The organism is Desulfobulbus sp., assembly GCF_030824455.1.
GTDB lineage: Bacteria > Desulfobacterota > Desulfobulbia > Desulfobulbales > Desulfobulbaceae > Desulfobulbus.
This window is the reverse complement of record NZ_JAVBXR010000013.1, coordinates 1-24,031: the sequence shown is the minus strand read 5'-3', so window position 1 is coordinate 24,031 and position 24,031 is coordinate 1. Positions and strand designations below refer to the sequence as shown.

General features: G+C 60.8%; 23 protein-coding genes. 5 read left to right on the top strand and 18 right to left on the bottom strand.

Annotation, left to right across the window (positions count from 1 at the left end; genetic code table 11):
• Nucleotides 1-17: 17 nt before the first annotated feature.
• From RCH93_RS01950 to arsB, 4 genes are all read right to left on the bottom strand, one after another.
• Nucleotides 18-938 carry a manganese-dependent inorganic pyrophosphatase gene (locus RCH93_RS01950; RefSeq protein WP_306546576.1) on the bottom strand — a complete coding sequence of 307 codons (921 nt, stop codon included), beginning with the start codon at nt 936-938 and terminating at the stop codon, nt 18-20.
• Nucleotides 939-1,167: 229 nt separating this feature from the next.
• The gene (locus RCH93_RS01945) at nt 1,168-1,881 is read right to left on the bottom strand and encodes a Bax inhibitor-1/YccA family protein (protein WP_306546573.1); all 714 of its coding nucleotides are present in this window, start codon (nt 1,879-1,881) and stop codon (nt 1,168-1,170) included.
• Nucleotides 1,882-2,053: 172 nt separating this feature from the next.
• Complete coding sequence (locus RCH93_RS01940) at nt 2,054-2,521, bottom strand: arsenate reductase ArsC (protein WP_306546571.1); 468 nt, start codon at nt 2,519-2,521, stop codon at nt 2,054-2,056.
• Complete coding sequence (arsB, locus tag RCH93_RS01935; RefSeq protein WP_306546569.1) at nt 2,518-3,618, bottom strand: ACR3 family arsenite efflux transporter; 1,101 nt, start codon at nt 3,616-3,618, stop codon at nt 2,518-2,520. Before arsB ends, RCH93_RS01940 begins: the two co-directional genes overlap by 4 nt.
• Nucleotides 3,619-3,942: 324 nt before the next feature.
• Here arsB and RCH93_RS01930 point away from each other — a divergent pair, with 324 nt between their 5' ends.
• Nucleotides 3,943-4,293: a metalloregulator ArsR/SmtB family transcription factor gene (locus RCH93_RS01930; protein ID WP_306546567.1), complete on the top strand. Its 351-nt coding sequence runs from the start codon at nt 3,943-3,945 to the stop codon at nt 4,291-4,293.
• 36 nt (nt 4,294-4,329) lie between these two features.
• Here the strand turns inward: RCH93_RS01930 and RCH93_RS01925 are convergent, their stop codons facing one another.
• Nucleotides 4,330-6,687, bottom strand: coding sequence for a response regulator (locus tag RCH93_RS01925; protein ID WP_306546565.1), 2,358 nt, complete (start codon nt 6,685-6,687; stop codon nt 4,330-4,332).
• A 397-nt stretch (nt 6,688-7,084) separates the two neighbouring features.
• Between RCH93_RS01925 and RCH93_RS01920 the strand changes: the two genes are divergently transcribed.
• The 4 genes from RCH93_RS01920 to RCH93_RS01905 all read left to right on the top strand — a co-directional run bounded on the left by RCH93_RS01920 (nt 7,085) and on the right by RCH93_RS01905 (nt 9,899).
• Complete coding sequence (locus tag RCH93_RS01920) at nt 7,085-8,362, top strand: double-cubane-cluster-containing anaerobic reductase (protein WP_306546563.1); 1,278 nt, start codon at nt 7,085-7,087, stop codon at nt 8,360-8,362.
• 51 nt (nt 8,363-8,413) lie between these two features.
• Entirely contained in the window at nt 8,414-9,187 is a 774-nt protein-coding gene (locus tag RCH93_RS01915) for an acyl-CoA dehydratase activase (RefSeq protein ID WP_306546561.1), read from the top strand.
• A 119-nt stretch (nt 9,188-9,306) separates the two neighbouring features.
• Nucleotides 9,307-9,549, top strand: a complete 243-nt coding sequence (locus RCH93_RS01910) for a hypothetical protein (protein ID WP_306546559.1) — start codon at nt 9,307-9,309, stop codon at nt 9,547-9,549.
• 101 nt (nt 9,550-9,650) lie between these two features.
• Entirely contained in the window at nt 9,651-9,899 is a 249-nt protein-coding gene (locus RCH93_RS01905; protein ID WP_306546557.1) for a VF530 family protein, read from the top strand.
• Nucleotides 9,900-10,203: 304 nt separating this feature from the next.
• On the opposite strand, the gene minE is transcribed toward RCH93_RS01905, so the two are convergent.
• The 13 genes from minE to RCH93_RS01840 all read right to left on the bottom strand — a co-directional run bounded on the left by minE (nt 10,204) and on the right by RCH93_RS01840 (nt 23,846).
• A complete protein-coding gene (gene minE, locus RCH93_RS01900; RefSeq protein WP_306546555.1) occupies nt 10,204-10,464 on the bottom strand; it encodes a cell division topological specificity factor MinE in 261 nt (86 codons plus the stop codon).
• A 4-nt stretch (nt 10,465-10,468) separates the two neighbouring features.
• Nucleotides 10,469-11,278 (bottom strand): septum site-determining protein MinD, encoded by an 810-nt coding sequence (gene minD, locus RCH93_RS01895; protein ID WP_306546553.1) that lies wholly within the window; start codon nt 11,276-11,278, stop codon nt 10,469-10,471.
• Between the two features lie 73 nt (nt 11,279-11,351).
• Nucleotides 11,352-12,155 (bottom strand): septum site-determining protein MinC, encoded by an 804-nt coding sequence (gene minC / locus RCH93_RS01890; RefSeq protein ID WP_306546551.1) that lies wholly within the window; start codon nt 12,153-12,155, stop codon nt 11,352-11,354.
• A gap of 161 nt (nt 12,156-12,316) precedes the next feature.
• Nucleotides 12,317-14,569 carry an ATP-binding protein gene (locus RCH93_RS01885; protein WP_306546549.1) on the bottom strand — a complete coding sequence of 751 codons (2,253 nt, stop codon included), beginning with the start codon at nt 14,567-14,569 and terminating at the stop codon, nt 12,317-12,319.
• 43 nt (nt 14,570-14,612) lie between these two features.
• The gene (locus RCH93_RS01880) at nt 14,613-15,434 is read right to left on the bottom strand and encodes an ABC transporter substrate-binding protein (protein ID WP_306546547.1); all 822 of its coding nucleotides are present in this window, start codon (nt 15,432-15,434) and stop codon (nt 14,613-14,615) included.
• A gap of 375 nt (nt 15,435-15,809) precedes the next feature.
• Nucleotides 15,810-16,112: a hypothetical protein gene (locus RCH93_RS01875; RefSeq protein ID WP_306546545.1), complete on the bottom strand. Its 303-nt coding sequence runs from the start codon at nt 16,110-16,112 to the stop codon at nt 15,810-15,812.
• Between the two features lie 37 nt (nt 16,113-16,149).
• Entirely contained in the window at nt 16,150-16,347 is a 198-nt protein-coding gene (locus tag RCH93_RS01870) for a hypothetical protein (protein ID WP_306546543.1), read from the bottom strand.
• Between the two features lie 411 nt (nt 16,348-16,758).
• Entirely contained in the window at nt 16,759-18,174 is a 1,416-nt protein-coding gene (locus tag RCH93_RS01865) for a hypothetical protein (protein ID WP_306546541.1), read from the bottom strand.
• 112 nt (nt 18,175-18,286) lie between these two features.
• Entirely contained in the window at nt 18,287-19,540 is a 1,254-nt protein-coding gene (locus tag RCH93_RS01860; protein WP_306546539.1) for a polysulfide reductase, read from the bottom strand.
• Nucleotides 19,541-19,543: 3 nt separating this feature from the next.
• On the bottom strand, nt 19,544-20,476 hold the full coding sequence (locus tag RCH93_RS01855; RefSeq protein ID WP_306546537.1) for a 4Fe-4S dicluster domain-containing protein: 933 nt from the start codon (nt 20,474-20,476) through the stop codon (nt 19,544-19,546).
• A gap of 42 nt (nt 20,477-20,518) precedes the next feature.
• Entirely contained in the window at nt 20,519-21,058 is a 540-nt protein-coding gene (locus RCH93_RS01850) for a cytochrome c3 family protein (protein WP_306546535.1), read from the bottom strand.
• Nucleotides 21,055-22,911, bottom strand: coding sequence for an ATP-dependent zinc metalloprotease FtsH (ftsH, locus tag RCH93_RS01845; protein WP_306546533.1), 1,857 nt, complete (start codon nt 22,909-22,911; stop codon nt 21,055-21,057). The genes RCH93_RS01850 and ftsH overlap by 4 nt, the downstream gene beginning before the upstream one ends.
• Nucleotides 22,908-23,846, bottom strand: a complete 939-nt coding sequence (locus RCH93_RS01840; RefSeq protein ID WP_306546531.1) for a transposase — start codon at nt 23,844-23,846, stop codon at nt 22,908-22,910. The genes ftsH and RCH93_RS01840 overlap by 4 nt, the downstream gene beginning before the upstream one ends.
• Nucleotides 23,847-24,031 lie beyond the last annotated feature (185 nt).

Sequence of the window (24,031 nt, the reverse complement as noted above, 5' to 3'; positions counted from 1 at the left end):
TGCTGGAACAATCCTGCTTAGCAGCCGAAAGCCTTCTGCAGATTCGGGATGGTCTGTTTCTTGCGGCTCATCATGCCGTCAATCCACATGGAGTTGCCGGCGAGCTTGGCGCCAAAGGCGGTCTCGATCATTGCCGGGTCGTCGGAGATGACCATCAGGTCGGTGCCTTCCTTGACAACATCGGTGAGCATCAGCAGCACGGAATGACGCTCGCTGCCTTTCTGCTCTTTCATGGCGTTGTAGAGGGCGTCGCGCATCTCGGCAACCTGCTCCAGGGTGGCAAGCTCAAGCTGGCCAACGCCAACTTTTTTGCCCTTCATATCGAAGTCTTTGTAGTCGCGGTGGAGCAGATCCATGGCAGGAACGCCGGCAACAGCGCTCTTGGCTTTGAGCATTTCCATGAACAGCTCGTCGCAGTCGGTGACGCCGGCAATGGCTGCCAACTCTTTGACTGCTTTCTTGTCTTCAGGGGTGCAGGTCGGGGATTTGAAATTCACGGTATCGCTGAGGATGGCGGCAAGCATCAGGCCGGCAACCTTGGGCGCAACAGCCACGCCGTTCACATCGTAGAGGATCTTGAGCACGGTGCAGGTACAGCCAACCGGCATGTTGCAGAAAAAGATCGGCTGATTGGTGGTGACGTCGCCGATTTTGTGATGGTCAACCACGGCAACAACATCGTTGGCAGTGAGATTGTCCGGAGCCTGCGCCAGGTCGCTGTGATCAACCAGAGCAACCTTTTTGCCGGCTGCGTCGGTCATGATCTCGGGAGCGGCAAAGCCAAACCGTTTGAGTACGGTCTCTGTTTCAGGATTCAGTTTGCCCTGCATAACGGGAACATAATCTTCCCCTTGGGCTTTCATCAACTCAGCATAGGCAATTGCAGCGGTGACAGAATCGGTATCCGGACTTTTGTGACCAAAAACATAAACAGACATAGCGTATTACCTCCCAGAACTTGATAAATGACACATATCCAATATGTGCGCTTCTCTTCCATCTCAGGCCTGTCGCAGGCCGGAAACAATAAAATTGAACGATATTATAATGTTCATTTATAAGCGTCAAGCAGAAAAAGGAAAAATCCCGACGCAGCGGGAACCCTTTACAATGCAAAGGGATCGACCTGGTCGATCCCTTTGTTGACGCCTAAAAAAGGCGGGGTGTTCAGTCGCGGCTGCCGCCGAAGAAGCGCAGCAGCATCAAGAACAGGTTGATGAAATCGAGGTAGAGCGCCAGGGCGCCGATGATCGCCCCCTTGCGGATGGCGGATTCGCCCTGCTGCATAATGCCTTCTTCGCCGATGTTTTTGATCTTCTGCACGTCGTAGGCGGTCAGGCCAACAAAGACCAGTACGCCGATGGCGGAAATCGCCCAGTACATGGCCGAGCTTTTCAGGAAAATGTTGACCACCGAGGCCAGCAGAATGCCGATCAAGCCCATGAACATGAACGATCCCATGCCGGAAAGGTCGCGTTTGGTGACTAGGCCATACACTGCCATGGCCGCAAACATGCCGGCGGTCACCAGGAAGGTGGCGGCGATGGAGGCGTGGGTGTAGGCCAGGAAGATCGTGGACAGGGTGATGCCGTTGAGCACCGAATAGCCGACAAACAGCCCGGTGGCCGTGGCCGGCTGCAGTTTGTCGATGCGGGCGGAGAGGAAAAAGACCATGCCCAACTCTGCCAGCACCAGGATGAGAAAGAGCGGGCTGGACACCAGCGTTCTGACCATGCCGGACTGGGCGGTGAGAAAGGCGACGCCGCCGGTGACGGCAAGGCCGATGGCCATCCAGTTGAACACCTTGGCCAGAAAAACGGTGGAAGCCTCCTGCTTTGCCTGGGCGCGGGTGATGTCGCGGGTTCCAATCTGTGTTTGCATAGGGGTTTTCTCCTTGGTTGTGTGGTGGGGATGCGAGATTGTGGCTGAATTGTAACCATTGCAGCGGGAAAGGCAATCCTCTCTTGCCCCTGGACGGGAAAAACACAGGCGCTGCCGCGATTTTCAGCGACGGCGCCGTCGGGAGATCCTCAAGCGGGCGAGCGCTGAGCGCCTACGTGCGGAGCGACTCCGGCAGGGCTGCAACAAAATCGCGGATCTGATCGCGCACCGTGCGGTAGGCCGCAAGGATTTCCTCCTCCGTCGTGGCGGTCTTCGCCAGTTCGGGAGGATCAGGGAAGCCGTGATGCATGGTTTTGGCCGGGAAATAGGGGCAGGTCTCGTGGGCATGGCCGCAGAGGGTGATCACATAATCAAAGGCGGCAATCGGCAACTCGGTGGTCAGTTTGGAGTGCTGGCGCGAAATGTCGACGCCGGCCTCGGCCATGACCCGCACCGCATACGGGTTCAAGCCGTGCCGTTCAATGCCGGCGGAATAGGGGGCGACAACCTCGCCGCGCAGATGCCGCGCCCAGCCCTCGGCCATCTGGCTGCGGCAGGCATTGCCGGTGCAGAGGAAGAGAATGGTGGTCTTGGCGGGCGGCGCGGTTGCTTCCCGATCCGGGCTTGCCGGGTCTGTCATGATCTGTTCTCCTGGGGCGCGCGGACGTGGCAGACCCCGGCGAGGGTTCGCTGTTCCTGCGGGAAGTATTTGGTTTTCAGCCTGAGGGCCACATTGACCAGGGCGATGAGCACCGGCACTTCAACCAGGGGGCCGATAACCGCCGCAAAGGCCTCGCCGGAGTTGACGCCAAACACCGCGATGGCAACGGCAATGGCCAGTTCAAAGTTGTTGGAGGCGGCGGTGAAGCTCAGGGTCACGGTTTGTTCGTAGGTGGCCCCGGCCCGCATGGAAAGAAAGAAGGAGAGCGCGAACATCACCAGAAAATAGACGGTCAGAGGCAGGGCGATGCGCAGCACGTCCAGGGGCAATTGGACGATGTGCTCGCCCTTGAGCGAGAACATCACCAGGATGGTGCAGAGGAGAAAGATCAGGGTCAGGGGGCTGATGCGCGGGATGAACACCGTTTCGTACCAGTCCTCGCCTTTCATCCTGACGCCGATCAAACGGCTGAGCATGCCGGCAATAAAGGGAATGCCCAGGTAGATGAACACCGACTGGGCGATCTGGCCGATGGAGACGTCGACCACCGCCCCGGTCAGGCCGAACCAGCGGGGAATGACGGTGATGAAGATCCAGGCGTAGACGGAGAAGAACAGCACCTGAAAGATCGAGTTGAAGGCCACCAGGCCGGCGCAGTATTCGGCGTCGCCGTCGGCCAGATCGTTCCAGACAATGACCATGGCTATGCAGCGCGCCAGGCCGATGAGGATCAGGCCGACCATATAGTGCTGGTGATCGGGAAGCAAGGCGATGGCCAGCAACAGCATCAGCGCCGGGCCGATCACCCAGTTTTGCACCAGGGAGAGAAGCAAGACCTTGCCGTTGCGGAACACCTGGCCCAATTTTTCGTACCGGACCTTGGCCAGGGGCGGGTACATCATCATGATCAGGCCGACGGCAATGGGGATGTTGGTGGTCCCGACCTGGAAGGCGTTGATCAGGTCCGGCGCGCCGGGTGCGGCATACCCCAGCATGACGCCGGCGAACATGGCGAGAAAGATCCACAGGGTGAGGAAGCGGTCAAGAAAACCAAGCTGTTTAGGGTGCTGTCGCATGGCGCGTCCTTGATGAAAGAGGGAAGGGGGCGGGCCTGTTGGCCGGCGTTGATCCAATTGTGGCCATGATATTAATCCGCCTGTACGGATGCGTCAAGCCTTGGTGCAATGCGTGCGGGGTCAATCGGCAAAAGGGTGCGCGGCTGCTTAATTGTTTGTTTTGTTGTGAAAATGTTACTATTGTGTTAGTTCGTATAGCGGTCACATCTTGGCGGATGTGTGCTCGCGCTGGGTTGGCAGCAGGCTGTGTATCTGTAATTCGAGATGGATGAGCCTGTTTCGGGAATGTTTGACGGGAATTCCTGCTCACGATATGGTGGCCTGATGCAAACAACCGTGGAAATTTTCAAATCGCTTGCCGACGAAACCCGGCTGCGGATCCTGATTTTGCTCCAGTCTGGGCAGGAGTTGTGCGTCTGCGATCTGATGCAGGCCCTGGACATGCCGCAGTCGACCGTTTCCCGCCATCTGGCCACCCTGAAACGCTGCGGCTGGCTGCAGGACCGTCGGGGCGGCGTGTGGATGTATTACCGCTTGCAGCAGGAGATGGACGGCTTGCATCAGGCGCAACTGGCTCTGCTTATTCAGCGTTTTGTGGGGGGCGCGGTCTGCCGGGCGGACAGGGAACGCCTGGAAACCTACCTGCGCGGCAAAGAGACCGCGGCCTGCGGTTGACCGGCGGGACCAACGGGCGCGGCGTGTTGGCGCCGGTCACGCCTCGCCGGCTGGTCCGAAGGCTTGGGGCGTTGTCTCCGCGCGGTTCAGCGCAGTCTTGACCGCCTGGCCAAGGGTGATCCAGGTGTAGGGTTTTTTGACGTAGGGTCCGGCTCCCAGGGCGAGCGCCTCCCGAACCCGTTCGGTTTCCGAATAGCCGCTGGCGATTACCGCCCTCTGGCCCGGATACATGCGGCGGATCTGGCGAAAGGCGTCCAGGCCGTCCATGCCCGGCGCCATGATCATGTCGAGCACCACCAGATCAACCGGGCGGGCGCGCAGCAACTCGACTGCCTCTTCGCCGCTCTGCGCCGTGGCGACCTGATAGCCCAGATGGGTCAGCAGGTCGGAGGCAATCCTCCGTTGCACCGGGACGTCGTCCACCACCAGGATGGATTCGCCCTTGCCCTGCCACGCCGCGATCGGCGCCGGTTGCTCGCCGCCGTCGGTTTCCCTTCGTGTTGCCGGAAAGTACAAGGCAAAGCGGGTTCCCTGATGCTCGACGCTGGTCACGTCGATGTAGCCCCCGTGATCCTGAACCGCGCCCCACACCACCGCCATGCCCAGCCCGGTGCCGCTTCGGCCCATTTTTTTGCGCGTAAAGAAAGGCTCAAAGATGCGGTCAATGTCCTCCGGGGCGATCCCTGTGCCGGTGTCCGCCACGGTCAGCGCCACATACTCGCCTGAGACCACGGCGTCGTATTTTCTCAGCGGCTGGTCCAGGCGGCAGTTGCCGGTGGCGACGTCAATGAAGCCGCCGTCGGGCATGGCCTCGGCCGCGTTAAAGACCAGGTTCATCAGGGTTTTCAACAGATGCACCTTGGAGCCGGTCATGTTGAGCAGCCGCTCATCCAGCGCGACGCGCACCCGGACGCCCGGATGGGCCTGCATCAGCTGTTCATGTTCAGGGCTCTGCAGGTAGCGCTCAATGATTTCGTTGAGATTCAGCACCTCCTCAACCACCACTCCCCGGCGGGTCAGGGTCAGCAGGTCCTGGACCACGGCGGCAGCCCGTTTGCCGGACTCCTGCATGATCAGCAGGGGCTGGCGCAGCGAGCTGTCCGGCGGGATTTGCATCAGCAAGAGATCGGGATAACTGACAATGGCCGAGAGGATGTTGTTCAGATCGTGGGCCACGCCTCCGGCCACCGCGCCCAGCACCTCCATCTTTTGCACCGCCTGCAACTGGTTCTGCAACCGGTGTTGTTCCGCCTCGATCCGCTTTTGCTCGGTGAGATCAATCATCAGCCCCCGCGCGCCGACAATGGCCCCGTGCTGGCACACCGGCGCAGCATGCACCGAAACCGGAAAACTGCGGCCGTCTTTGCCGTGGGCCTGATATTCTTCCCCGGTCAGTGGGCGGCCCTGCAAGACCGCGCGCAATCCGGCGACGGATTGCGCAGCCTGACTCGCCGCGAGAACGTCAAAGGCGCTCAGCCCCTGGCTGAAGTCGGTTTTGGCGTAGCCCAGCAGTTTGCCGGCGTTGCGGTTGGCAAAGGTGATCCGGCCGGCGGCGTCGGTTTCAAAGATGATCTGCGGCAGCGAATTGGCCAGCTCCCGGTATTTCAGCTCGCTTTCCTTGAGCGCCTTTTCCGCCTCGATCCGTTCGTCAATCTCGGCCAGCAGTTGCTCGTTGACCTGCCGCAGTTCCACGGTGCGCTCTTCGACGATGGATTCGATCTGTTGATTTTTCAGCAGCAATTTTTCCTCTGCCGCCTGCCGCACCCCAATTTCCAGCTCAAGATTTCGGATCAGCTCGAGATTCTGATGTTTACGCACCAGAAATTCATAAATTTCCAGATTGATTTTCCTGTTGGCCAGGGCCATGAACAGCACAAAGATCGAAAGCATCAACCCCATGGCCATATGCAGCCGGTCGCCGATGCTGAACAGCACCACCGTCAACGGCACGATGGTCGGGATGCTGAATACGTAGAAGCTGGTCATGATCGAGGCAAAGATGTTCACCGAACCGGCGACCATGCCGCCGAGCACAAAGGCCAGCAACACCTGGTGGGTGATCGAGTTGTACGGAAAAAGGAAGATGGCCGCCGTGCCCCACATGCAGCCGGCGAAAAACAGCGACAGCAGCAGGAGGTTTTTTTGCAGCCCCACCGATTCGACGGTTGTGCCGCGTCGTCGGTAGTACAGGTAGATCGACAGCCGGATCAGACTGGTGACCAGGAAGGCCGACAGCCACCAGGCCACCTTGCTGGGCGGCGTCACCTCGAGCAGCATGCCGGCCATGACCACGGAAATGAGGATCGAGGCGATGATGCCGACAATAATTTGCGAGTTGAACCGCTGCACCCGGTCTACGCTGATCAGCTGGGCGACGGTGTGTTTCTTGTTCATCGGGCTTTCCTGGCGCTTGCTGCCACGGCTCTGCAGGGTGGCGACGGCGCGGCAATCTGGCATTTGGTTGTGGTTGTGGGCCGAAGGCGTCAATATGCTCAAGGATAGGCGAGTCGATTCGCTGTGTACAGGTCAAAGGCTGCACCGCGCCCATTTTTCATTCCCTCCTGGGCGAAGTTGCGGGCAAGTGCAGGCGTGCACCATGCACTGCCGCCTCGCTCGTTTCCTGATCCGCGTTTGGTGGGATTGTCCCATTGCCGGCGATCCTCGCCAGGAGGTTGGTATAGGATATTCCTTTTGGACGCGCCAAACTCTTCAGGAATACCTATTTGCCGGATCCTGGCCCCCTATGATAGAAGGGGGCTCTTGACTACGCTTACCTTGGAGGGAAAGAACGATGACGACAAACGCGCATCAGGCAATGTGGGAACAACTCAACCTGGACATCCCGGCCCATGACGGGTTGCTGGCGGTGCTGGGCAAATTTTACGGCGATATCTACCTGTCCCAGTCGGGACGGCTCAAAGGGATGGAATATCTGGATTTTGTCCTGAGCGAGGTGCATGGCCTGCGCATCAAAGAGCTGCAGGACGCCAAGGCCTCCGGCCGCAAGATTGTGGGAACCTTCTGCGTGTTTGTGCCCGAGGAACTGACCCTGGCCGCCGACGCCGTTCACGTCGGGCTCTGTTCCGGGGCCGAGGCGGGCTTCGCTGAGGCCGAACAACTGGTGCCGCGCAACACCTGCGCCCTGATCAAATCCTTTATTGGCTTCAAGCTGGCCCGGCTCTGTCCGTTCACCGAATCCTGCGATCTGGTGATCGGCGAGACCACCTGCGACGGCAAGAAAAAAGCCTACGAGGCCTTTGCCGAGCATGTGCCGCTGGAGGTGCTGGAAGTGCCGCAACGCAAAACAGCCGCCGACCGCCTGCTGTGGAAGAGCGAGGTCCTGCGGTACAAACAGCTGCTGGAAGAACTCACCGGCAACCAGATCACCGCCGAAAAATTGCAGGCCGCCATTCAAACGGTCAACGCCAAACGGCGGGCGCTGCAGCGGTTGAATGCGCTGCGTCAGGCCGATCCGGCGCCGATCTCCGGCCGCGACGCCCTTTTGATCAACCAGGTGGCCTTTTACGACGACCCGATCCGCTTCACCGCCAGCATCAACGCCCTCTGCGATCAGATCGGGGAACGGGTGGGCAAAAAGGAAGGCGTGGCCCCGGCCGGAACGCCGCGTCTGCTGCTCAGCGGCTGTCCCATGGCCGTACCCAACTGGAAGCTGCCCTACATTGTCGAGAGCAGCGGCGCGGTCATTGTCGGCGAGGAATCGTGCATCGGCAGCCGCAACACCCGCGATCTGGTCAGCGAGGAGGCCGCAACCCTGGACGAGATGATCGACGCCCTGGTGGATCGCTATCTCAAGATCGACTGCGCCTGTTTCACCCCCAACCAGGAGCGGCAGGACAACGTCCGCGCCATGGTCAAGGATCTGCAGGCCGACGGCGTCATCCACTACAGTCTGCTGTTCTGCCAGCCTTATGAGTACGAGGCGATCAAGATCGAAAAGACCCTGAGCCAGGACGGAACGCCGATGCTGTCGATTGCCACCGACTACAGCATGGAGGATGTCGAGCAGCTCAAGACCCGGGTCGAGGCCTTTGTTGAGATGATCAAATGAGCGGATTGGGCCGCAAAAACGCGGGCGCGGCGCCGGGTTGTCGTCGGGAGCGTGGGTAGCGTGCCGCTTGTCGGCGGGCTGGACGTCGGCTCCCGCTCAATTGAACTGGTGCTCCACGACGGCGACCGGGTGGTGGATCAGCGCAAGACGGCCACCACCTTTGATCCTTTGCGGCAGGCGCGCGCACTGCTGGCGGGCGTGCGCCTTGATCGGCTGGTGGCCACCGGCTACGGCCGAGGACTGGTGGAAAACGCCGGCCTCTGCGCGGCGGTGGAGACCATCACCGAGATCAAGGCCTACGGACTGGGGGCCGCGGCGTTGTGTCCCGAGGCGCGGACCGTGCTCGACGTCGGCGGCCAGGACACCAAGGCCATTGCCCTGGCGGCGGGCGGCAAGATCCTCAAATTTGAGATGAATGACCGCTGCGCCGCCGGCACCGGCAAGTTTCTGGAACATCTGGCCACGGTGTTCCAGATTCCGCTGGCCGAGTTCGGGGCCTATGCCTTGGAGGGCAAGGAGCAGCTCACGATCAACTCGATGTGCACGGTCTTTGCCGAAACCGAGGCGGTCAGTCTGATGGCCCGGGGGCGCGACCCGCACGACATTGCCCTTGGGCTGCACGCCTCGATCGTCAAACGAACGACCGCCATGCTGGCCCGGGTGGGGCTTGCCTCCCCGGTGCTCTTTGCCGGCGGCGTGGCCAACAATCCCTGCGTGGTGCGGTTACTTGCCGCCGCCCTGGGAACGCCGCTTTGCATCCCGGAACAGCCGGAAATGGTCGGCGCGCACGGGGCTGCGGTGCACGGCTGCCGCACGGGCGTGTGACTGCAGCGCCTTTTTGCTTAACCTCTCGGTTGAGGAATGGTATAGAAGGGGGGAAATCCGCGTTGGGGCACCCGTTGCCCGGCGCTGCAACCTGCAACGCTCTCACCAGGAAAAGCACGATGTTGTCCATAGAAAACGACACGGTAGTCATTGACAAAGAGACTCAAAAACTGCACGGGTTCCGTCTCGAAGACACGGACCGCGCCCCGGCGGTGATTGTCTTTGTTGACGAGGAAAAACCTCAACTCCTGCCTGTGCGCCAAGGCCAGGCCCCGCCGACCAAGATCAAGTCTCTCAACATGGAAGCGGACATCCAGGTGATCACCTACGATGAAATTCATGCGTTCATGAAGCAGGGCTGACCACAACGGGTCCGGCGAACCGCACCCCACCGCCGGACCTGCTGTTCCCCTGATTTTTTTCCGCACCCAGCAGCACACACCCGCCCGATTACGCATCTCCCATGGATACCGAAAAAAACAAAGATCCCCTGCATGGCGTCACCCTGGAGCAGATGCTGACCGAACTGCAGGCGCAGTGCGGTTGGGAAGGGCTGGCTGAGCAGGTTAACATCCGCTGTTTCCAGGACCATCCCTCCATCGCCTCCAGTCTCAAATTCCTGCGCCGCACCCCCTGGGCTCGCACCAAGGTCGAACGGTTGTATCTCAAACTGATTGTGAAAAAATGGGCTTCGGCGCCGCGCGCACGATAGCTTGGTTGCGCTCCCGCGCGGATGAGTTGACCTGACGCAGGGCAAGTATCAGCCGGACGCCGGTGAACGAGCGTTCAACGGTCGACTGTGCTGACAAAAGGGCGAGGAAAGAGGCGCGTCCGGAGCAAAGCCGGCACGCTTCGGAAAGCGGTGGCCCAGACGACAGGCCGCCCCGGTAAAACGAGGGGTAGGAGAAGCAGACGCGATCAGACGCCGGAGCCGCAATGGGAACCGGGCGCTTGATCGCGGCGCGGCGAGGAGTGTTCCGGCGGGATGCAATCAACCTGCATCCCGCCGGATTTGCTTAGGGCTTTCCCGATTCGGAGAGCGAGATGTTGAGTTCCAACACCTCGCAGTCGCCTCTTTTGTCCAGCGACAGTTTGATCTGGTTTTCGTTGATCTGGATATACTTCCGCACCACCTGCAGAATGTCGGTCTGCAGTTGCGGCAGGAAGTCGGGTGTGGATGAGCGCCGGCGTTCGTGGGAGACGATGATCTGCAGGCGTTCCTTGGCCACCGACGCGGATTTAGGTTTCTTAGGTCGGAAAAAGTCGAAGAGGTTCATGGCGTCACGATCCAAAGAAGCGGGAGAAAAAACCCTTTTTCTGAACATCCATAAAACGGTACGGCACGTCTTCGCCGAGGAACCGGTCCACCATGTCGAAATAGGCCTCGCTGGCGTCGTTGTCCTCGGCAAGCGTCACCGGAATGCCCGAGTTGGAAGCGGCCAGCACCAGTTTGGATTCAGGCACCACCCCGAGGAAGGGGATGGCGAGAATTTCGCACACGTCGTCGGCGCTGAGCATGTCGCCCCGCTCCACCCGCACTGGATCGTACCGGGTCACCACCAGGTGGACGTTCACCGGGTCGCTGTCCTGCTCCGCCCGTTGGGTCTTGCTGGCCAGCATGCCGATGATCCGGTCTGAATCCCGCACCGAGGAGATCTCGGGGTTGGTGACCACCAGGGCCTCGTCGGCAAAATACATGGCCGACATCGCCCCTTTTTCAATCCCGGCCGGCGAATCGCAGACGATGTATTCAAAGCTCTGCCGCAACGCCTCAATCACCTTGCCGACGCCCTCGTTGGACAGGGCGTCCTTGTCCCTGGTCTGCGAGGCCGGCAGGATATAGAGATTGCCCACCCGCTTGTCCTTGATCAGGGCCTGATTGAGCGCGCCCTCGCCGTGGATGACGTTGAGCAGATCGTAGACCACCCGCCGTTCGCAGCCCATGACCAGGTCGAGATTGCGCAGACCGACGTCGAAATCAATGACGACTGTTTTGTATCCGCGTACCGCCAGGGCCGCCGCAAAGGCTGCGCTGGTAGTTGTTTTGCCTACTCCGCCCTTGCCGGACGTTACAACGACCACTTTAGACAACGTGTGTTCCTCCTTGTTCTCTCTCTGTCAAGAATGCTGCATTCCTGTTTAATGTCATCATATTCCTTGCACGTCACCCATGGGGGCGGAAGTCGCCCAGAACCTCAAAGCGCAGGCCGCCCGTGCCGTGGGTGACGATCACGCTCTGATTGAGCACCGCCCGGTCGAGCAGATCGTTGACCACATACTCGCCGGCCACGGCCACCAGTTCCGGGTTGCACTGCAGGCTGAACACCCGGGCGGAAACGTCGCCATGCACGCCGGCCATGGCCCGTCCGCGCAGCGCCCCGTAGATATGGATGTTGCCGGCGGCAATCACCTCTGCCCCGGCGTTGACCGAGGACAAAATAACCAGATCGCCTTCGGGGGCCACCACCTGCTGGCCGGAGCGCACCGGATGGGCGATCACCATGGTTGCGGCCCGGGCCGGTTGCGGCGGCTCCGGGGGCTGCGCATCGGCCGTGTGTTCCTCGGCCGGTTGTTTCTCTGCAACGGCCTGGGGTGGGGCTTCCTCCGGGCTGGCGACTGATTTCTCGGTCTTGGGCGCGGCGGCCAACAAACCCAGGCCGGTGGCAAGCGCACGGTCGGCAATGGCTGCGACGTGGCCGCGCACGCCCACCGGCACCAGGCCCAGACCACGCAGGAAGCCGGCGAGATACTGCAAATCCAGGGCTGACTGCTCGTCTTCGGCGACCATTTTGAGATCAATCACCAGCGGCGCGTTGGCAAAAAAAGAGCGGGCCGGGCCGATCTTTTTCTCCAACTGCGGATAGAGCAACTCCGGATTGGTTTCCCGGACGTGCAGCACCATCACGGTCAAAACGCTGCCTTTGAGCTCAAACACGGGGGGGGCGGTGGATGTGTCGCTTGTTTTCATGGAACGTCATGGGTTCGTGAGAATTCAAAAGCGAAATGTATACCTATTCATTCGCCAAATCTCAAGGATACTCTGCACGCCCGTGAGCGATTCGCCTGTAGTCCGCAAAAAAAGCCGCACCCTGCGGGCGGCCGGCCGGGAACCCAGTCGAATTGCGCGGTTTACCCCAGGGACTGGCGAATCTTCTCCAGCAGGGCGCGAACCGAGAACGGTTTTTGGATGAAATGAACCCCCTCGTAGAGCATGCCCTGGTTGGCAATGACGTTTTCCGAGTAGCCCGACATGTAGAGCACCTTGAGATCGGGGATGCGGGCGGACAAACGCCGGTGCAGTTCCCGGCCGTTCATGCCCGGCATGATCACGTCGGTGAGGAGAAGGTCGACGTCATCAATCCGGGCGGCCATTTCCAGTGCCATGTCGGGATGCTCCGCCTCCGAGATCCGGTAGCCGTGCGAGACGAGGGTGTCGCAGACCAACTCGCGCACCATGGCGTCGTCCTCAACCACCAGAATGTGTTCGCCGCCGAACGAATCCGCCGGAACTGCGGCTGCAACCGCTTCCGGCGCCGACAGGTCCTCTTGGGCCTTGGGTAGGTAGATTTTAAAGGTGGTTCCGTGGCCGGGCTCGCTGTAGACCCAGAGATGGCCGTGGTGCTGCTTGACGACACCAAACGAGGTTGCCAAGCCCAGGCCGGTGCCCTTGCCGCGCTCTTTGGTGGTGAAGAAGGGCTCGAAGATGCGGTCTTGGATGGCCTCTTCAATGCCGACGCCGGTGTCGCTGATCGACAGCATCACATAGTCGCCGGCCTCGACCTCGACGTGGCGTTCAGCATAGCGTTGGTCCAGGGCAACCTCGGCCGTCTCGAGGGTCAGGGTTCCGCCCTCGGGCATGGCGTCGCGGGCGTTGACCGCCATGTTCAGCACTACCTGCTCGATCTGGCCCTTGTCCGCCCGAATGAGGGCCGGCAGCGGACAAAGCAGGGTGCGCACCGTGATCGACTCGCCAATCAAACGGCGCACCATGGGCTCGAAATCGCGGATCAGCTCGTTGAGATCAATCACCTTGACCTCAAGCATCTGCTTGCGGCTGAAGGCGAGAATCTGCCGGGTCAGATCGGCGGCCCGCGCGGCGGCTTTGCGGATCTGGTTGAGATCGACAACCAGGGCGTCGTTTGGCTCCAGCCGACTCAGGCCGAGTTCGGCATAGCCAATGATCGGCGAGAGCAGGTTGTTGAAATCATGGGCTATGCCGCCGGCCAAGTTGCCCAGGGTTTCCATCTTGCGGCTCTGGCGCAGCTGTTCTTCCAGCTGTTTGCGCTGGCTGACGTCGCGGAAACTCCACAGTCGGCCGTAGAGCCTGCCCTCGGTGGTGAGCACCGGCACGCTGGAGTATTCAAGGACCCTGCCGCTGATCAGGACCGTTTCTCCCTGAAGCTCAGTAAGAGGAGCTTGCCGCGCCTCGTCCAGGGCGGCCCGGAAACTCTCCGGCTCAAGCAGTTGCTCCTCGATCAAGGCGAAGATCGGCTGGGCCGGAGCGCCAGGCAGACAGTGGATCGGCACATGCCAGAGACTGCGGAAATGGTTGTTGCCAAACAAACAGGCGTTGTCGGCGTCGATGATGCAAATGCCGTCGATGCGGGCTTCAAGCACGCATTCAAGCATGGCCTTGCGGAACAGCAGTTCCTGTTCCGCCGCCTGCCGATGCGCCACGTCGTCGCGGATGCGCAACCGCATCTCGTTGATGGCCTGCACCAGTTGATCGAGTTCGTCCTGGTTCCCGGAGCGGCTCGGCGCGCGCTGCAGGCTCAAACTCTGATCCAGACTGTCGAGGCTGAGGCTGCCGGTGTATCGGGCCATGCGCGTCAGATGCCGGTTAAGGGCAACCTGGAGGATGAGCAGAATGACGCCGGCCAGAGGGACAATCAGCAGGGCGTTGGTAAGGGCTATGGTCAGAATCCGTTCCTTGAGGCGGGCATAAACCCCGTCAAGGCTGGCCCGAACCTCAAGCACGCCCACCGGAACCGGTTGATTGGCCTGATAGACCAGGGGGTATTCGCGAATGATTGCGCCCCGAGCTTCCGGATCGCCTTCGACAATGTCGTAGGAGCCTTTGTTGAGGTCCTCGCGCACCCGCGCATACACGATGTCCTGCAGTTGCAGCACGCCCTTGAGCTGCAGCCGCACCTGTTCGTCGTCCAGTTGATAGGCCCCGGCGGTCAGAGGCGGGACATAGCTGTTTTCAATGAATTGGAGGCGATGGGCGATGCCGTCGAGATCCCGGCGGTACTCGCTGTGGAGCTGAAAGCCGATGGCCAGCGCAATGCACGCCAGGCTGCAGCCGCCAATGGCCAGCAACAGGCTCAGCGCTAGGCGGCGGCTTCTCAGGGAGGCGAGCAAAGGGAGCAGGGGCTTCATGGGGTGTGGGCGCGAACGCTGCAGTTGAGGGGAGTTTTTGTTTTCATGGGCTTTCACACGTGCATGGCGCCATGATTTCGCGGTAACGGTCGCTGGCCTTGAGCCGTTGCAGGCCCTGATCAAAAAGCTGCATCCGGCGCTCGTTGTCGGGCAGGGCGCGGGAAAGCAGCAGATGCGGCGAAAATTCGGCCAGGGGTTTGGGATGGGCCGTCAGTTCCGCCTGCTCATCGGCGCTTAGGTTGTTGGCGATCAGATGCCGGCCGACGGCCAGCTCCATGGGGAAGAGGTCGATTCGTCCGGTCAGCAGTTTTTTGAAATTGAGCAGATCGCCGGCCGCCTCATGGAACATGGCCGGGCGCTGCTTGTGCAGATCGGTAAAGGCGTCGCTGTACGCGTAACCGATGGTCAGGCCGATGGAGCGGTGATGCAGATCGTCAAGGCGCTCCCAGGAGACGGTTTTGTCTTTGCGGTGAAAAAAGACCCACTGTTGGCGGGAAAGCGGCTCCTTGCTGAGAAAATGAGTGAGCCGGTGTTCAGGGGTGTCCGCCCATTCGAGCGTGCCGTCGACCTTCCCGTTTTGCGAGAGCAACTGGCCGCGCGCCCAGGGAAGGAATTGGTATTCCACCCTGATGCCCTCCTGGGCAAAGACCTCGGTCACCACCTGGGAATCGCAGCCGTGGGCGGGCAGATGCTGGCCAGTATACGGCGGCCATTCGCCGTTGGCCAGGCGGAGAACAACGGGCGAGGCGTCGGAAGCCGAAGCGTGCGACAGGTCTAGAGACGTTACATTCTTCGAGGCCAACAGCGCCGGCAACAACCACCACATCTTTCGGGCCGTCAGGCGCTTGGGGCTGCTGGCTTTCATGGGCGGCTCCACAGAGGAAAGATGAAGTTATGTCGTCTGGATCGAAGGGGCGTGCTGCGGTGCATTCTGAAAAGGTCAAGGTCTGCGCCCCTTGTCCTGATCCGCAGCAACTGTCGCGTGAACCGACACCAAGAAGTGGTACAAAAGAGGCGATTCGATGTCAAGCACTCTCAGAAAAAAGGGGAAGTTTGGGGGATTGTTGCAACAGGCTGCGGCTTGGATGGACGGGATGCGCCGCTGGCGCAACAGCGCGCCGCTTTTTGGGGTGACTGTCGCGGGCTTGCCCTGATGAGGGGGAAAAAGAAAAGGCCCCATTCTCCGCCGTGCGACGGGGAATGGGGCTGATCCATGGTCTGGCGGCAATCGCCGGGCGGTTTATTTGCTCACCTGGACGGTCCGCTTCTCCTTGTTGACGTACTTGAAGAACACCGGGAAGGCGACAAAGAAGGCGACGCAGATCAGGTATTCGACGCCTTTGATGTGCGAGTAAAAATCAACCAGAGTGTGCAGCGGCTTCATCATCCCGGTGGCCAGCATGTACTGCCGCGCCAGTTCGCCGAACTGCCAGTTGGCATGATGCAGGGCGCCGACAAACGCGGCCGACACCCAGAGGACAACCAGGGCTCCAAACCCCAGCATGACGGCGGAAACTTTTTTGCTGTTGGTGTTTTCAGACATTGTTGCGCTCCTTGTTTTGCTCTGCATTTTCAGTGAATCAGTAGCCGATAATCGTACTGACGTATCCTTTGATCAGGTTGCCGACGCCGCCGCTGGCCAAACCGCCAATCAGGCAGGCCAAGGCCCACACGCCAATCATTGCGGCCATGGTCATGACCACTCGGATGGTGAACTTGGAGGTTTCCTGGGCAACATCGGTCTTGGTTTCGTTCTTGTTGATAATTTGAGTGGTCATAATGTCCTCCTGGGCTGGGGTAGGCTGCGAGTTTGCGTTGCTTTGCCCTTGGAATTGCACCCCCGGCGCCAGAGAAAGGAGCGGGGTGGATTTAAAATGAAATTCTGAATAAATATTTGATTTATTTCGATTTAATTTAATTGAAAGTTGTGGCTGGAGCGTCTTGCCGCACCACGCATTTGTGGCGACGCCGCACGGGGACCACAGGTGCGTGGCGCGGCAACGGCGAAGGTGTGGCGATTGCGGCACGGTTGTGTTGCGGCATGTGGCAGACAGGTGAGCGGACAGGTTGGCAAGGTCTGGAGACAGCTGGGCGAGGTGAGGTCAGGCGCGGTTAGGCACGGTTGCGCGGCGAATGCAAAAGCCGCTGTGCGCGAATCTGTGGCGGGAAGGGTGTGTCAGGGGCGGAAGTCAGGCAACGGAACTGCGGTACGGCAGTTCGATGAGAAGGCGGGTTTCGCCGCCGGTCGATTCAGGGGCGAGCGAGGCCCCGTGCATCTGCAACAGGTGGGTGCAAAAAGAAAGCGGCGGCCAGACCGCGCCGGCGCTGTCGTCGTCCCAGGCGCCGGCAGTGTTGGTCAGGGTTAAGGTGAGGCGGCGGGTTTCGCCGGGGTGAACGCGACATTCGATCTGCAGCCGTTTTTCACCCTGCTTGCCGGGCAAGGCGCGATTGAGGGCGCGGCGGCCCTGCTGCATCAAGGCAAGCAGCACCAGCCAGAGATCGCCGGCTGCAACGGCTGCTTCCTGGTTGCATTCGACGGGCAGATCGAGGGTGATGGATTCGGCCCGCAACGGTTTTTCGAACACCAGAGCCAGGAGGCGAAACAGGGTCGCCAGGGATACACTTGAGGCCCGGGCCGGCTGCCATTGGCCGATGCGCTGCATGGCGCCGACCAGTTCGGCGGTCTTCTTCTCTTCGCTCACCAGCGATTGCTGCACGACCACGGACTGCTTCCGATCGCCGCCCTGTTCGTCGATGTCGATCAGGGTTTGGGTGTAATTGATCACCCCGTTGATGCGATTGGTCAGTTCGCTGGTCAATTCCGCGCCGATGCAGCCGGTGACCGCGTAGCGATAGCGAAGCGCGGCCCGCCGCAATTGCTCGGGATCGTCGGGGGGCGCCTCTTCCGGTCTTGCGCGCCGCTGCTCCTCGCCGGCCAGCAGGTCGCGGACCCGGGTGGTCAGCATGCGCAGGGAGCACGGCGCGTCGTCGTCCTCCTCGCCGGCAGGGGCGGTCAATGTGCAGAGTTCGAGGATCGGCGCGGCCAGACGGCGGTTGAGCAGGTAGAGCAGGGTGCAGGACAGGGTCACAATCAACCCCAATGCCCCGACAATGATCTTGTGCAGTCCCAGGAGGATGGTTTGGGTATAGTCGCTCAGGCCAAAACGGAATTGCTGCAGGCCAATGTTGACGCTGTTGAGCAGGCGCGCCAGCTCGGCGGTTTCCCGAATTTTTTCCTGCGGTTGCTCCTGAATGGCCCGAAGCCGCACCTCCAGGCCGACCAGGTCGACCCGGGAGGGCAGGGTTGCTTTGAGGCTCTCTGGAACCAGGAGGTTGCGCGCCAAGACCTCGGCCGCTTTTTCCAGACTCTGCAATTCGCCGTTCAAGGCGCGCAGGTTGACTTCTTCCCGCAGAATCAGGGATTCGTTGAGATGATCCTTGACCGCGGTGAACTGGAACAGCAGCTGGTCGCCCTCGGTCATCGCCTGGCTGCACTGGTGATACAGCAGGTATTGGCGAACGCCGAGGGCGAGAACCAGGGCGAGGAAAACCAACACCGCGGCGGTGATGGCGAAAAACACCCGATTTAGCGGCCAGTCAGCCATTTTCCGCACCATCGCGCCTTGCCTGCGTGCCGTCACTGTTCACCTCCGGGGTGGTTGCGGATCCCGGCGCGGGAAGAGAGCGGGGGGATGCCGGAATCCGCAACCGAACGCATTATTTTTCACCCTGCCATTGGTAGAGAATGGGCAGACGGTAGAGGATAAAGCGGTAAACAATGAAGTAGAGGGCAAAGATGGTGACGGTCGTCCAAACCTCTTTCCAGTGCGGAATCTCCTGGTAGAGCTGCCAGTTGAAGCAGATCATAGAGGTGTTGAGCCGGTTCCAGACGATGCCGAGCACGCTGATCAACGCGGCCCAGCGCACCATCCCCACCAGCCGATTTTTGACCCCCACGGCAAACATGAACATCGGCAGCACCACCGCCACGCCGATCTCCAGCAGGAAATACTGGCCCCAGCCGGTGAGCAGGTGGGCCCAGTCGTTGTCGTGAGCCACGCCGACCAGCTTGATCACCAAGTAGGTGATCATGGCATAGGCGCAGCCTTTGCCAAGGCCCAAGGTCAGTTCGTCGACGCTGTCGAGGAAGCGCCGGTCGCAGCGCCAAGCCATGTATTTTTTGCACAGGGCGCTGGCGACAATCACCATCGACAACCCAGCGAAGATGGCTGAGCAGAAAAAGTGGATCCATTGGAAATTGGCGGAAAACCAGAGCGGATGCACCTTGGCGGGCGCATAGGTAAAGAGCGCGCCCAGGGCGCCTTGATGCAAGGTGGAGAGGATGATGCCGGAGATGGTCAGACCAACGGCAATCGATTTGATGAACCGTTTGCCCTTGAGCCAGCCGATCCATTCAAAATAGGCGGACGACACCTCCGCCACCTGCACCGACAGATAGGTGGCCACATGCCAGGCGACGAGGAAAAGCACCGCCGCCGGCCCCAGGCTGACGAACATCGGGTAGTAGAGCCGCCAGGGCATGCCCAGGTCGACCTCCAGGTAGACCACCGCAAAAAAGTAGCCGAGCAGGCCGTTGAGCAGGGCCAGCCGCTCGATCGGCACGAAATCCTTGCGGCCGAAGATCTCCACCGTGGTGCCCAGGAGAAATCCCGAGGCCGACAGCGGCACCATCCCGAACAGGCCAAAGCCCAGGAACAGGCCCCAGGGGTAGTCGTTGGAGGCGTGGGTGATGGAGCCGAGTCCGAAGAGATAGCGCTGGAGGATGATCGGCACGCCGACGGCAAAAATCACAATTAACGCCCAGTTAACCGGATTGCGCAGAAACTGGGCCTTGTATTCGTCGCGGCTCAGACCCAGCCACAGTTTTTCCTTGATGCTCCAGGCGCCCCCGTCCGGCTTGACATGGGAGGCGATGGGTATTTCCTGCTTGTTGCTGATAAAGGCGTTCATGGTTCAGACCTCCCCCTCGTTCTCATTCTTTTTCTGTTGTTCCATCTTGTCTTTTCTGGTCGCCAGCAGGTGAAAGCCGGCAAACAGGGCCGGCCAGATGGTCAGCACCATGGGGACGATCGACAGGAAATCTTTGACGTAGTTGAGGATGGGTTCCTTGGGCACGGTGACGTCGAAGCCTGCCTGCTCAAAGGGCGCGGGCGAGATATACATCCAGGCGGTGCCGCCTGCCTCGTGCTCGCCGTAGATGTGGTCGACGTAGGCGCCAGGATTTTCGCGAATGCGCTGCTTGCCCATGTCCAGCAGATCGGAGCGGCGGCCAAAGGTCAGCGCCTCCTGGGGGCATGACTCGACGCAGGCCGGCGGCAATCCCTTGGTCAGCCGGGTGTCGTAGCAGAACACGCACTTCATGATCCGGGGATGAAAGGCGCTGGAATAGCGGAAAGTGGGGATGTAGAAGGGGCAGGCGACCATGCAGGTCCGGCAGCCGACGCAGACGTCGGGGTCGTAAATCACCGCGCCTTCCGGGGTTTTGGTGTAGGCGTTGACGAAACAGGAGGTCAGACAGGCCGGTTCCTGGCAGTGGTTGCACTGGATTTTGCGGAACAGCGGGTGCTCCCGGCCGGGAATGTCGTAGCGGTTGACGATGGTGTAGCGGGTTTCGTCGGTGCGCCGTTTCTGGCCGTGCTGCATCTCGTCGAACACCGAGAAATCGTTGAAGGGCTTGGCCGGCGCCGGCAGGTTCTGCTCCTTGTTGCAGGCGGCTTCGCAACTGCGGCAGCCGACGCAGCGCGACAGGTCCACCAGCACGCCCATGGCGTTGGGGTAGCCTTCAAAGGTTGCGGCCTCGGATTTCTTTGCCAGGGAGACGGTTGCGGCGGCGGAAGCAACAAGGCTGCCCTGCAGAAACCCTCTCCGGTTAATCAGTTTATTCATTATCGTTCACCTGTATGGTTGGTGTTCAGGATATGGCCGCCATCAGCGGGCATGTTCGTCCTTGCCCTTGGCCGGACCGGCCTTGCCGTTTTTCTCGCCGCCAACATGGAAGAAATCACGGCCTTTGTCGGTCAGGGCGTGGCAGCTGTCGCATTCGGAAGGCGCGTTCTTTTTAATGTGACAGGGCACGCAGTTGAGGTGATAGGCCCCCTTCAGCCCCGGTTTGTCGATGTGGTAGATGTTGGGGTTGTTGCCGGCAATCACCTGTTCCGGGTAAAACTGCTTTTTGATGTGGCAGTCCTGGCAGCTCACCCGCCCGGTCTCGGGAGACTGGGCGTGGCAGCGGACGCAGTTGGGGTCCATGTCCTGCTGACCGGTGGTGTGGTGGTGGCAGTCCTTGCAGCGGGCCAGTTGGGCATGGCGCTTGTGGCTGAATTCGACCGGTTTGTACAGGTCGGCCAGGGCGTCGATGGTCACCGTTTCCGGCGCGTCCAGCTGGTCCATGGCCCGGCCCGGCGTGGTCAGCGTCCCGGCCAGCAGCAAAACCGCAGCCGCAAGCACGGCCTTGGGGTTAATTGTCATGGGAAAACCTCCGTCTGTTCATTGGTGTTGATGCTGTCATTCTTTCCTCCGTTTTCGGTCAATATGCGTTCAAGCTCCCGTTCTTTCAGGTAACTGCGGTACACAAGATCCACTTCTTCGGCGTCCATGGTTTCGTTGAGGAGCAGGGCCTCGGCGAATTTATGGAGAAACCGGTTGTGCTTCTTCAACAGCTCGGCGGCCTGGTCGTAACAGTCGCCGATCAGATGTTTGATTTCCTGGTCGATGCGGCGGGCGATCATCTCGCTGTACGGCTTGATCTGGCCGCTTTCGCCGAGAAACCCGTCGCCGCTTGTTCGGTAGGCGATGGGCCCCAGTACGCTGCTCATGCCCCATTCGCAGCTCAGGCGGGAGGCAATCTCGGTGGCCTGGACGATGTCGTTGCTGGCCCCGGTGGTCAGGCGGTTGAACACCAGCTCCTCCGCCGCCCGTCCGCCCATGAGAATGGCGATGCGGTTGAGCAGGTATTCGCGGGAATAGGTGAGGCGTTCATCCAGAGCCACCTGCTGGGTCAGGCCCATGGCCCGGCCCCGGGGGATGATGGTGATCTTGTGCAGGGGATCGGTCTCTTCCAGCATCAGGCCGACAATGGCGTGGCCCGCCTCGTGATAGGCGGTGAGGCGGCGGTCTTTTTCGCTGACCACCACGCTCTTGCGCGCCAGTCCCATCACGATCTTGTCCTTGGCCTCCTCGAAATCGGTCATTTCCACGGCGTCCTTGTTACGCTTGGCCGCAGTCAGGGCCGCCTCGTTGACCAAGTTGGCGATCTCGGCGCCGCTGAAGCCCGGAATGGAGCGGGCGATGGCCGCCAGATTGAGCTCCGGGGCAGCGACGATTTTCTGGGCATGCACTTCCAGGATCTTGAGGCGGCCCTTGACGTCGGGCAGGGAGATGGTGATCTGGCGGTCGAACCGGCCGGGACGGAGCAGGGCAGGGTCAAGGATGTCGGGACGGTTGGTGGCCGCGATCATGATGATCGTTTCCTCGGAATCAAAGCCGTCCATCTCCACCAACAGGGCGTTGAGGGTCTGCTCGCGTTCGTCGCTGGCGCCGCTGTTCTGGCCGCCGGAGCGTCGGCCGCCGATGGCGTCGATCTCGTCGATGAAGATCAGGCAGGGCGCGCTCTTTTTGGCCTCGGCGAACAGCTCGCGCACCCGCGAGGCCCCCACTCCGGCGAAGATTTCGACAAAATCCGAGCCGCCCATCGAAAAGAAGGCCACCGAGGCCTCGCCGGCAATGGCCTTGGCCAGCAGGGTCTTGCCGGTGCCGGGCGCGCCCTGGAGCAGCACCCCCTTGGGGATGCGGCCGCCCAGGCGGCTGTATTTGGTCGGATTTTTGAGGAACTCGACGATCTCCTGCAGCTCTTCCTTGGCCTCGGTGATGCCGGCCACATCGGCAAAGGTGATGCGCTCGCTTTTGATCGGGGTAAAGCGCGAGTCGCGGCCGGCGGCAAAGTCGCCCTTGAACGATTTTTTGCTGAAGATCAGCCAGCCGCCGAGGATCAGCAGGGCCGGCAGCAGGGTTTTGAAGGCGTCGGCCAGGCCGGAAGGGGTTGCCTGCTCGCCGGTGACCACGACCTCTTTTTCCACCAAAAGCGGGGTCAGCGCGGCCACGTCCGGAACAAAGGCGCCAAAGGCGCGGCCGGCCGTATCCTCGCCGGTGAGCGTCTGGCCCTGAATATGGACCTTGGCGATGGCGCCCTGCCGCAGCTCGGAGAGAAATTCAGTGTAGGCGCGCTGCGGTGGCGTGGTTTCGCGCAAATAGACGTTGTAGCCAAAGATGCCGACCGCAGTGAGGGCCAACAGCCAGAGGCCGAGTTGCACCGGATTTTTCATGGCTGCCTCCTTGGAAGCGGTGCCTCGTCAATCGTGCGGCCGGCCTGGACGGCGTGCCGATACTGCTGGATCGATTCGTCCAGAACGCCGGCCAGCAGGGATTTGAACACCGCCAGATGGTCGGGCAGGAACGAGGCGTTGTTGCGAAAACAGAACTCGTCGAGATAGAGCTGGAGATGCTTGACCGTGACCCCGCCCCGGTGGACGGTGTGGAGGCAGGTCTCGAAACTGCGGGCCAGCTCAGTGGCGCGCGAGGGTTGCTCGGGTTCGGTCGGCGCGACGTGATAGGCCCCAACCTGGTTGAGCAGGGTCAGCAGCTGTTCGTCGCCGGCCAGCAGGCTGCTGTTGACCTGGACCGCGTCGTGAAGGAAGAGGGGCAGGGTTTCGGCGTCGAGTCGGGGGATGTGGCGCATGCGAATGCGTCCGGTGATGCCCAGGGTGAGCACGATTTCGGCCGCAATCAGCACCAGGGCGCGCTCCTTGCGCTCATAGGCGGGCGCCGTCGGTCCGCAGCCGATTTCGACCACGCCCCGACAGCGCTCTCCATCGGCCCGGCCCATGGCTAGGCGCAGCTTCTGCAGCCAGGTCCAGGCGGTTTGGTAACAGGAGAGGCCCAAGAGTCGCTGCAGCTCCTTGGCGCTGACGTCAAAGGGCGAGGCGCTGAACCACCAGATGGCCAACAGCCAGTCCTTGATCGGTTTTTTGGCCCCGTGCATCAGGGTGCCGGTGGTCAGCGAACTGCGGTTGCCGCAGTGCGGACAAATGATGTAGCGCCGCAGGGCAAGACGCGGGTGGCGGGTGCGGCAAAAGGGGCAGACAAACCCCTGGGGCCAGCGCAACGGAAAGAGAAAGTCGACGCAGGCCTCTTCCGTGGGAAAGAGGCGATGAAACGCCTGCAAGGTGGTGTTTTGATTTTCAGCGCCGGGGTTTTCCATTGGTCAGGTCCAAGCCAGGGGGAACGAACTTATCCACTTGGCTACGGACATTTGCACGGGAGGCGCCACACTGCTCCTGCTTGACGGAACTGTGGGCTAACTTTCGGCTATCTCGCAGTTTTTTAATGATCTTTTTTCAAAGGCCTTTTTGCGGAGATAAAGACGGAGGCGGGCGATGAGATCGG

What these genes read in the sequence shown, in the direction of transcription:
- RCH93_RS01950 (WP_306546576.1), bottom strand. Translation starts at nt 938, where the DNA reads ATGTCTGTTTATGTTTTTGGTCACAAAAGTCCGGATACCGATTCTGTC.
- RCH93_RS01945 (WP_306546573.1), bottom strand. Translation starts at nt 1,881, where the DNA reads ATGCAAACACAGATTGGAACCCGCGACATCACCCGCGCCCAGGCAAAG.
- RCH93_RS01940 (WP_306546571.1), bottom strand. Translation starts at nt 2,521, where the DNA reads ATGACAGACCCGGCAAGCCCGGATCGGGAAGCAACCGCGCCGCCCGCC.
- arsB (WP_306546569.1), bottom strand. Translation starts at nt 3,618, where the DNA reads ATGCGACAGCACCCTAAACAGCTTGGTTTTCTTGACCGCTTCCTCACC.
- RCH93_RS01930 (WP_306546567.1), top strand. Translation starts at nt 3,943, where the DNA reads ATGCAAACAACCGTGGAAATTTTCAAATCGCTTGCCGACGAAACCCGG.
- RCH93_RS01925 (WP_306546565.1), bottom strand. Translation starts at nt 6,687, where the DNA reads ATGAACAAGAAACACACCGTCGCCCAGCTGATCAGCGTAGACCGGGTG.
- RCH93_RS01920 (WP_306546563.1), top strand. Translation starts at nt 7,085, where the DNA reads ATGACGACAAACGCGCATCAGGCAATGTGGGAACAACTCAACCTGGAC.
- RCH93_RS01910 (WP_306546559.1), top strand. Translation starts at nt 9,307, where the DNA reads ATGTTGTCCATAGAAAACGACACGGTAGTCATTGACAAAGAGACTCAA.
- RCH93_RS01905 (WP_306546557.1), top strand. Translation starts at nt 9,651, where the DNA reads ATGGATACCGAAAAAAACAAAGATCCCCTGCATGGCGTCACCCTGGAG.
- minE (WP_306546555.1), bottom strand. Translation starts at nt 10,464, where the DNA reads ATGAACCTCTTCGACTTTTTCCGACCTAAGAAACCTAAATCCGCGTCG.
- minC (WP_306546551.1), bottom strand. Translation starts at nt 12,155, where the DNA reads ATGAAAACAAGCGACACATCCACCGCCCCCCCCGTGTTTGAGCTCAAA.
- RCH93_RS01885 (WP_306546549.1), bottom strand. Translation starts at nt 14,569, where the DNA reads ATGAAGCCCCTGCTCCCTTTGCTCGCCTCCCTGAGAAGCCGCCGCCTA.
- RCH93_RS01880 (WP_306546547.1), bottom strand. Translation starts at nt 15,434, where the DNA reads ATGAAAGCCAGCAGCCCCAAGCGCCTGACGGCCCGAAAGATGTGGTGG.
- RCH93_RS01875 (WP_306546545.1), bottom strand. Translation starts at nt 16,112, where the DNA reads ATGTCTGAAAACACCAACAGCAAAAAAGTTTCCGCCGTCATGCTGGGG.
- RCH93_RS01870 (WP_306546543.1), bottom strand. Translation starts at nt 16,347, where the DNA reads ATGACCACTCAAATTATCAACAAGAACGAAACCAAGACCGATGTTGCC.
- RCH93_RS01865 (WP_306546541.1), bottom strand. Translation starts at nt 18,174, where the DNA reads ATGGCTGACTGGCCGCTAAATCGGGTGTTTTTCGCCATCACCGCCGCG.
- RCH93_RS01860 (WP_306546539.1), bottom strand. Translation starts at nt 19,540, where the DNA reads ATGAACGCCTTTATCAGCAACAAGCAGGAAATACCCATCGCCTCCCAT.
- RCH93_RS01855 (WP_306546537.1), bottom strand. Translation starts at nt 20,476, where the DNA reads ATGAATAAACTGATTAACCGGAGAGGGTTTCTGCAGGGCAGCCTTGTT.
- RCH93_RS01850 (WP_306546535.1), bottom strand. Translation starts at nt 21,058, where the DNA reads ATGACAATTAACCCCAAGGCCGTGCTTGCGGCTGCGGTTTTGCTGCTG.
- ftsH (WP_306546533.1), bottom strand. Translation starts at nt 22,911, where the DNA reads ATGAAAAATCCGGTGCAACTCGGCCTCTGGCTGTTGGCCCTCACTGCG.
- RCH93_RS01840 (WP_306546531.1), bottom strand. Translation starts at nt 23,846, where the DNA reads ATGGAAAACCCCGGCGCTGAAAATCAAAACACCACCTTGCAGGCGTTT.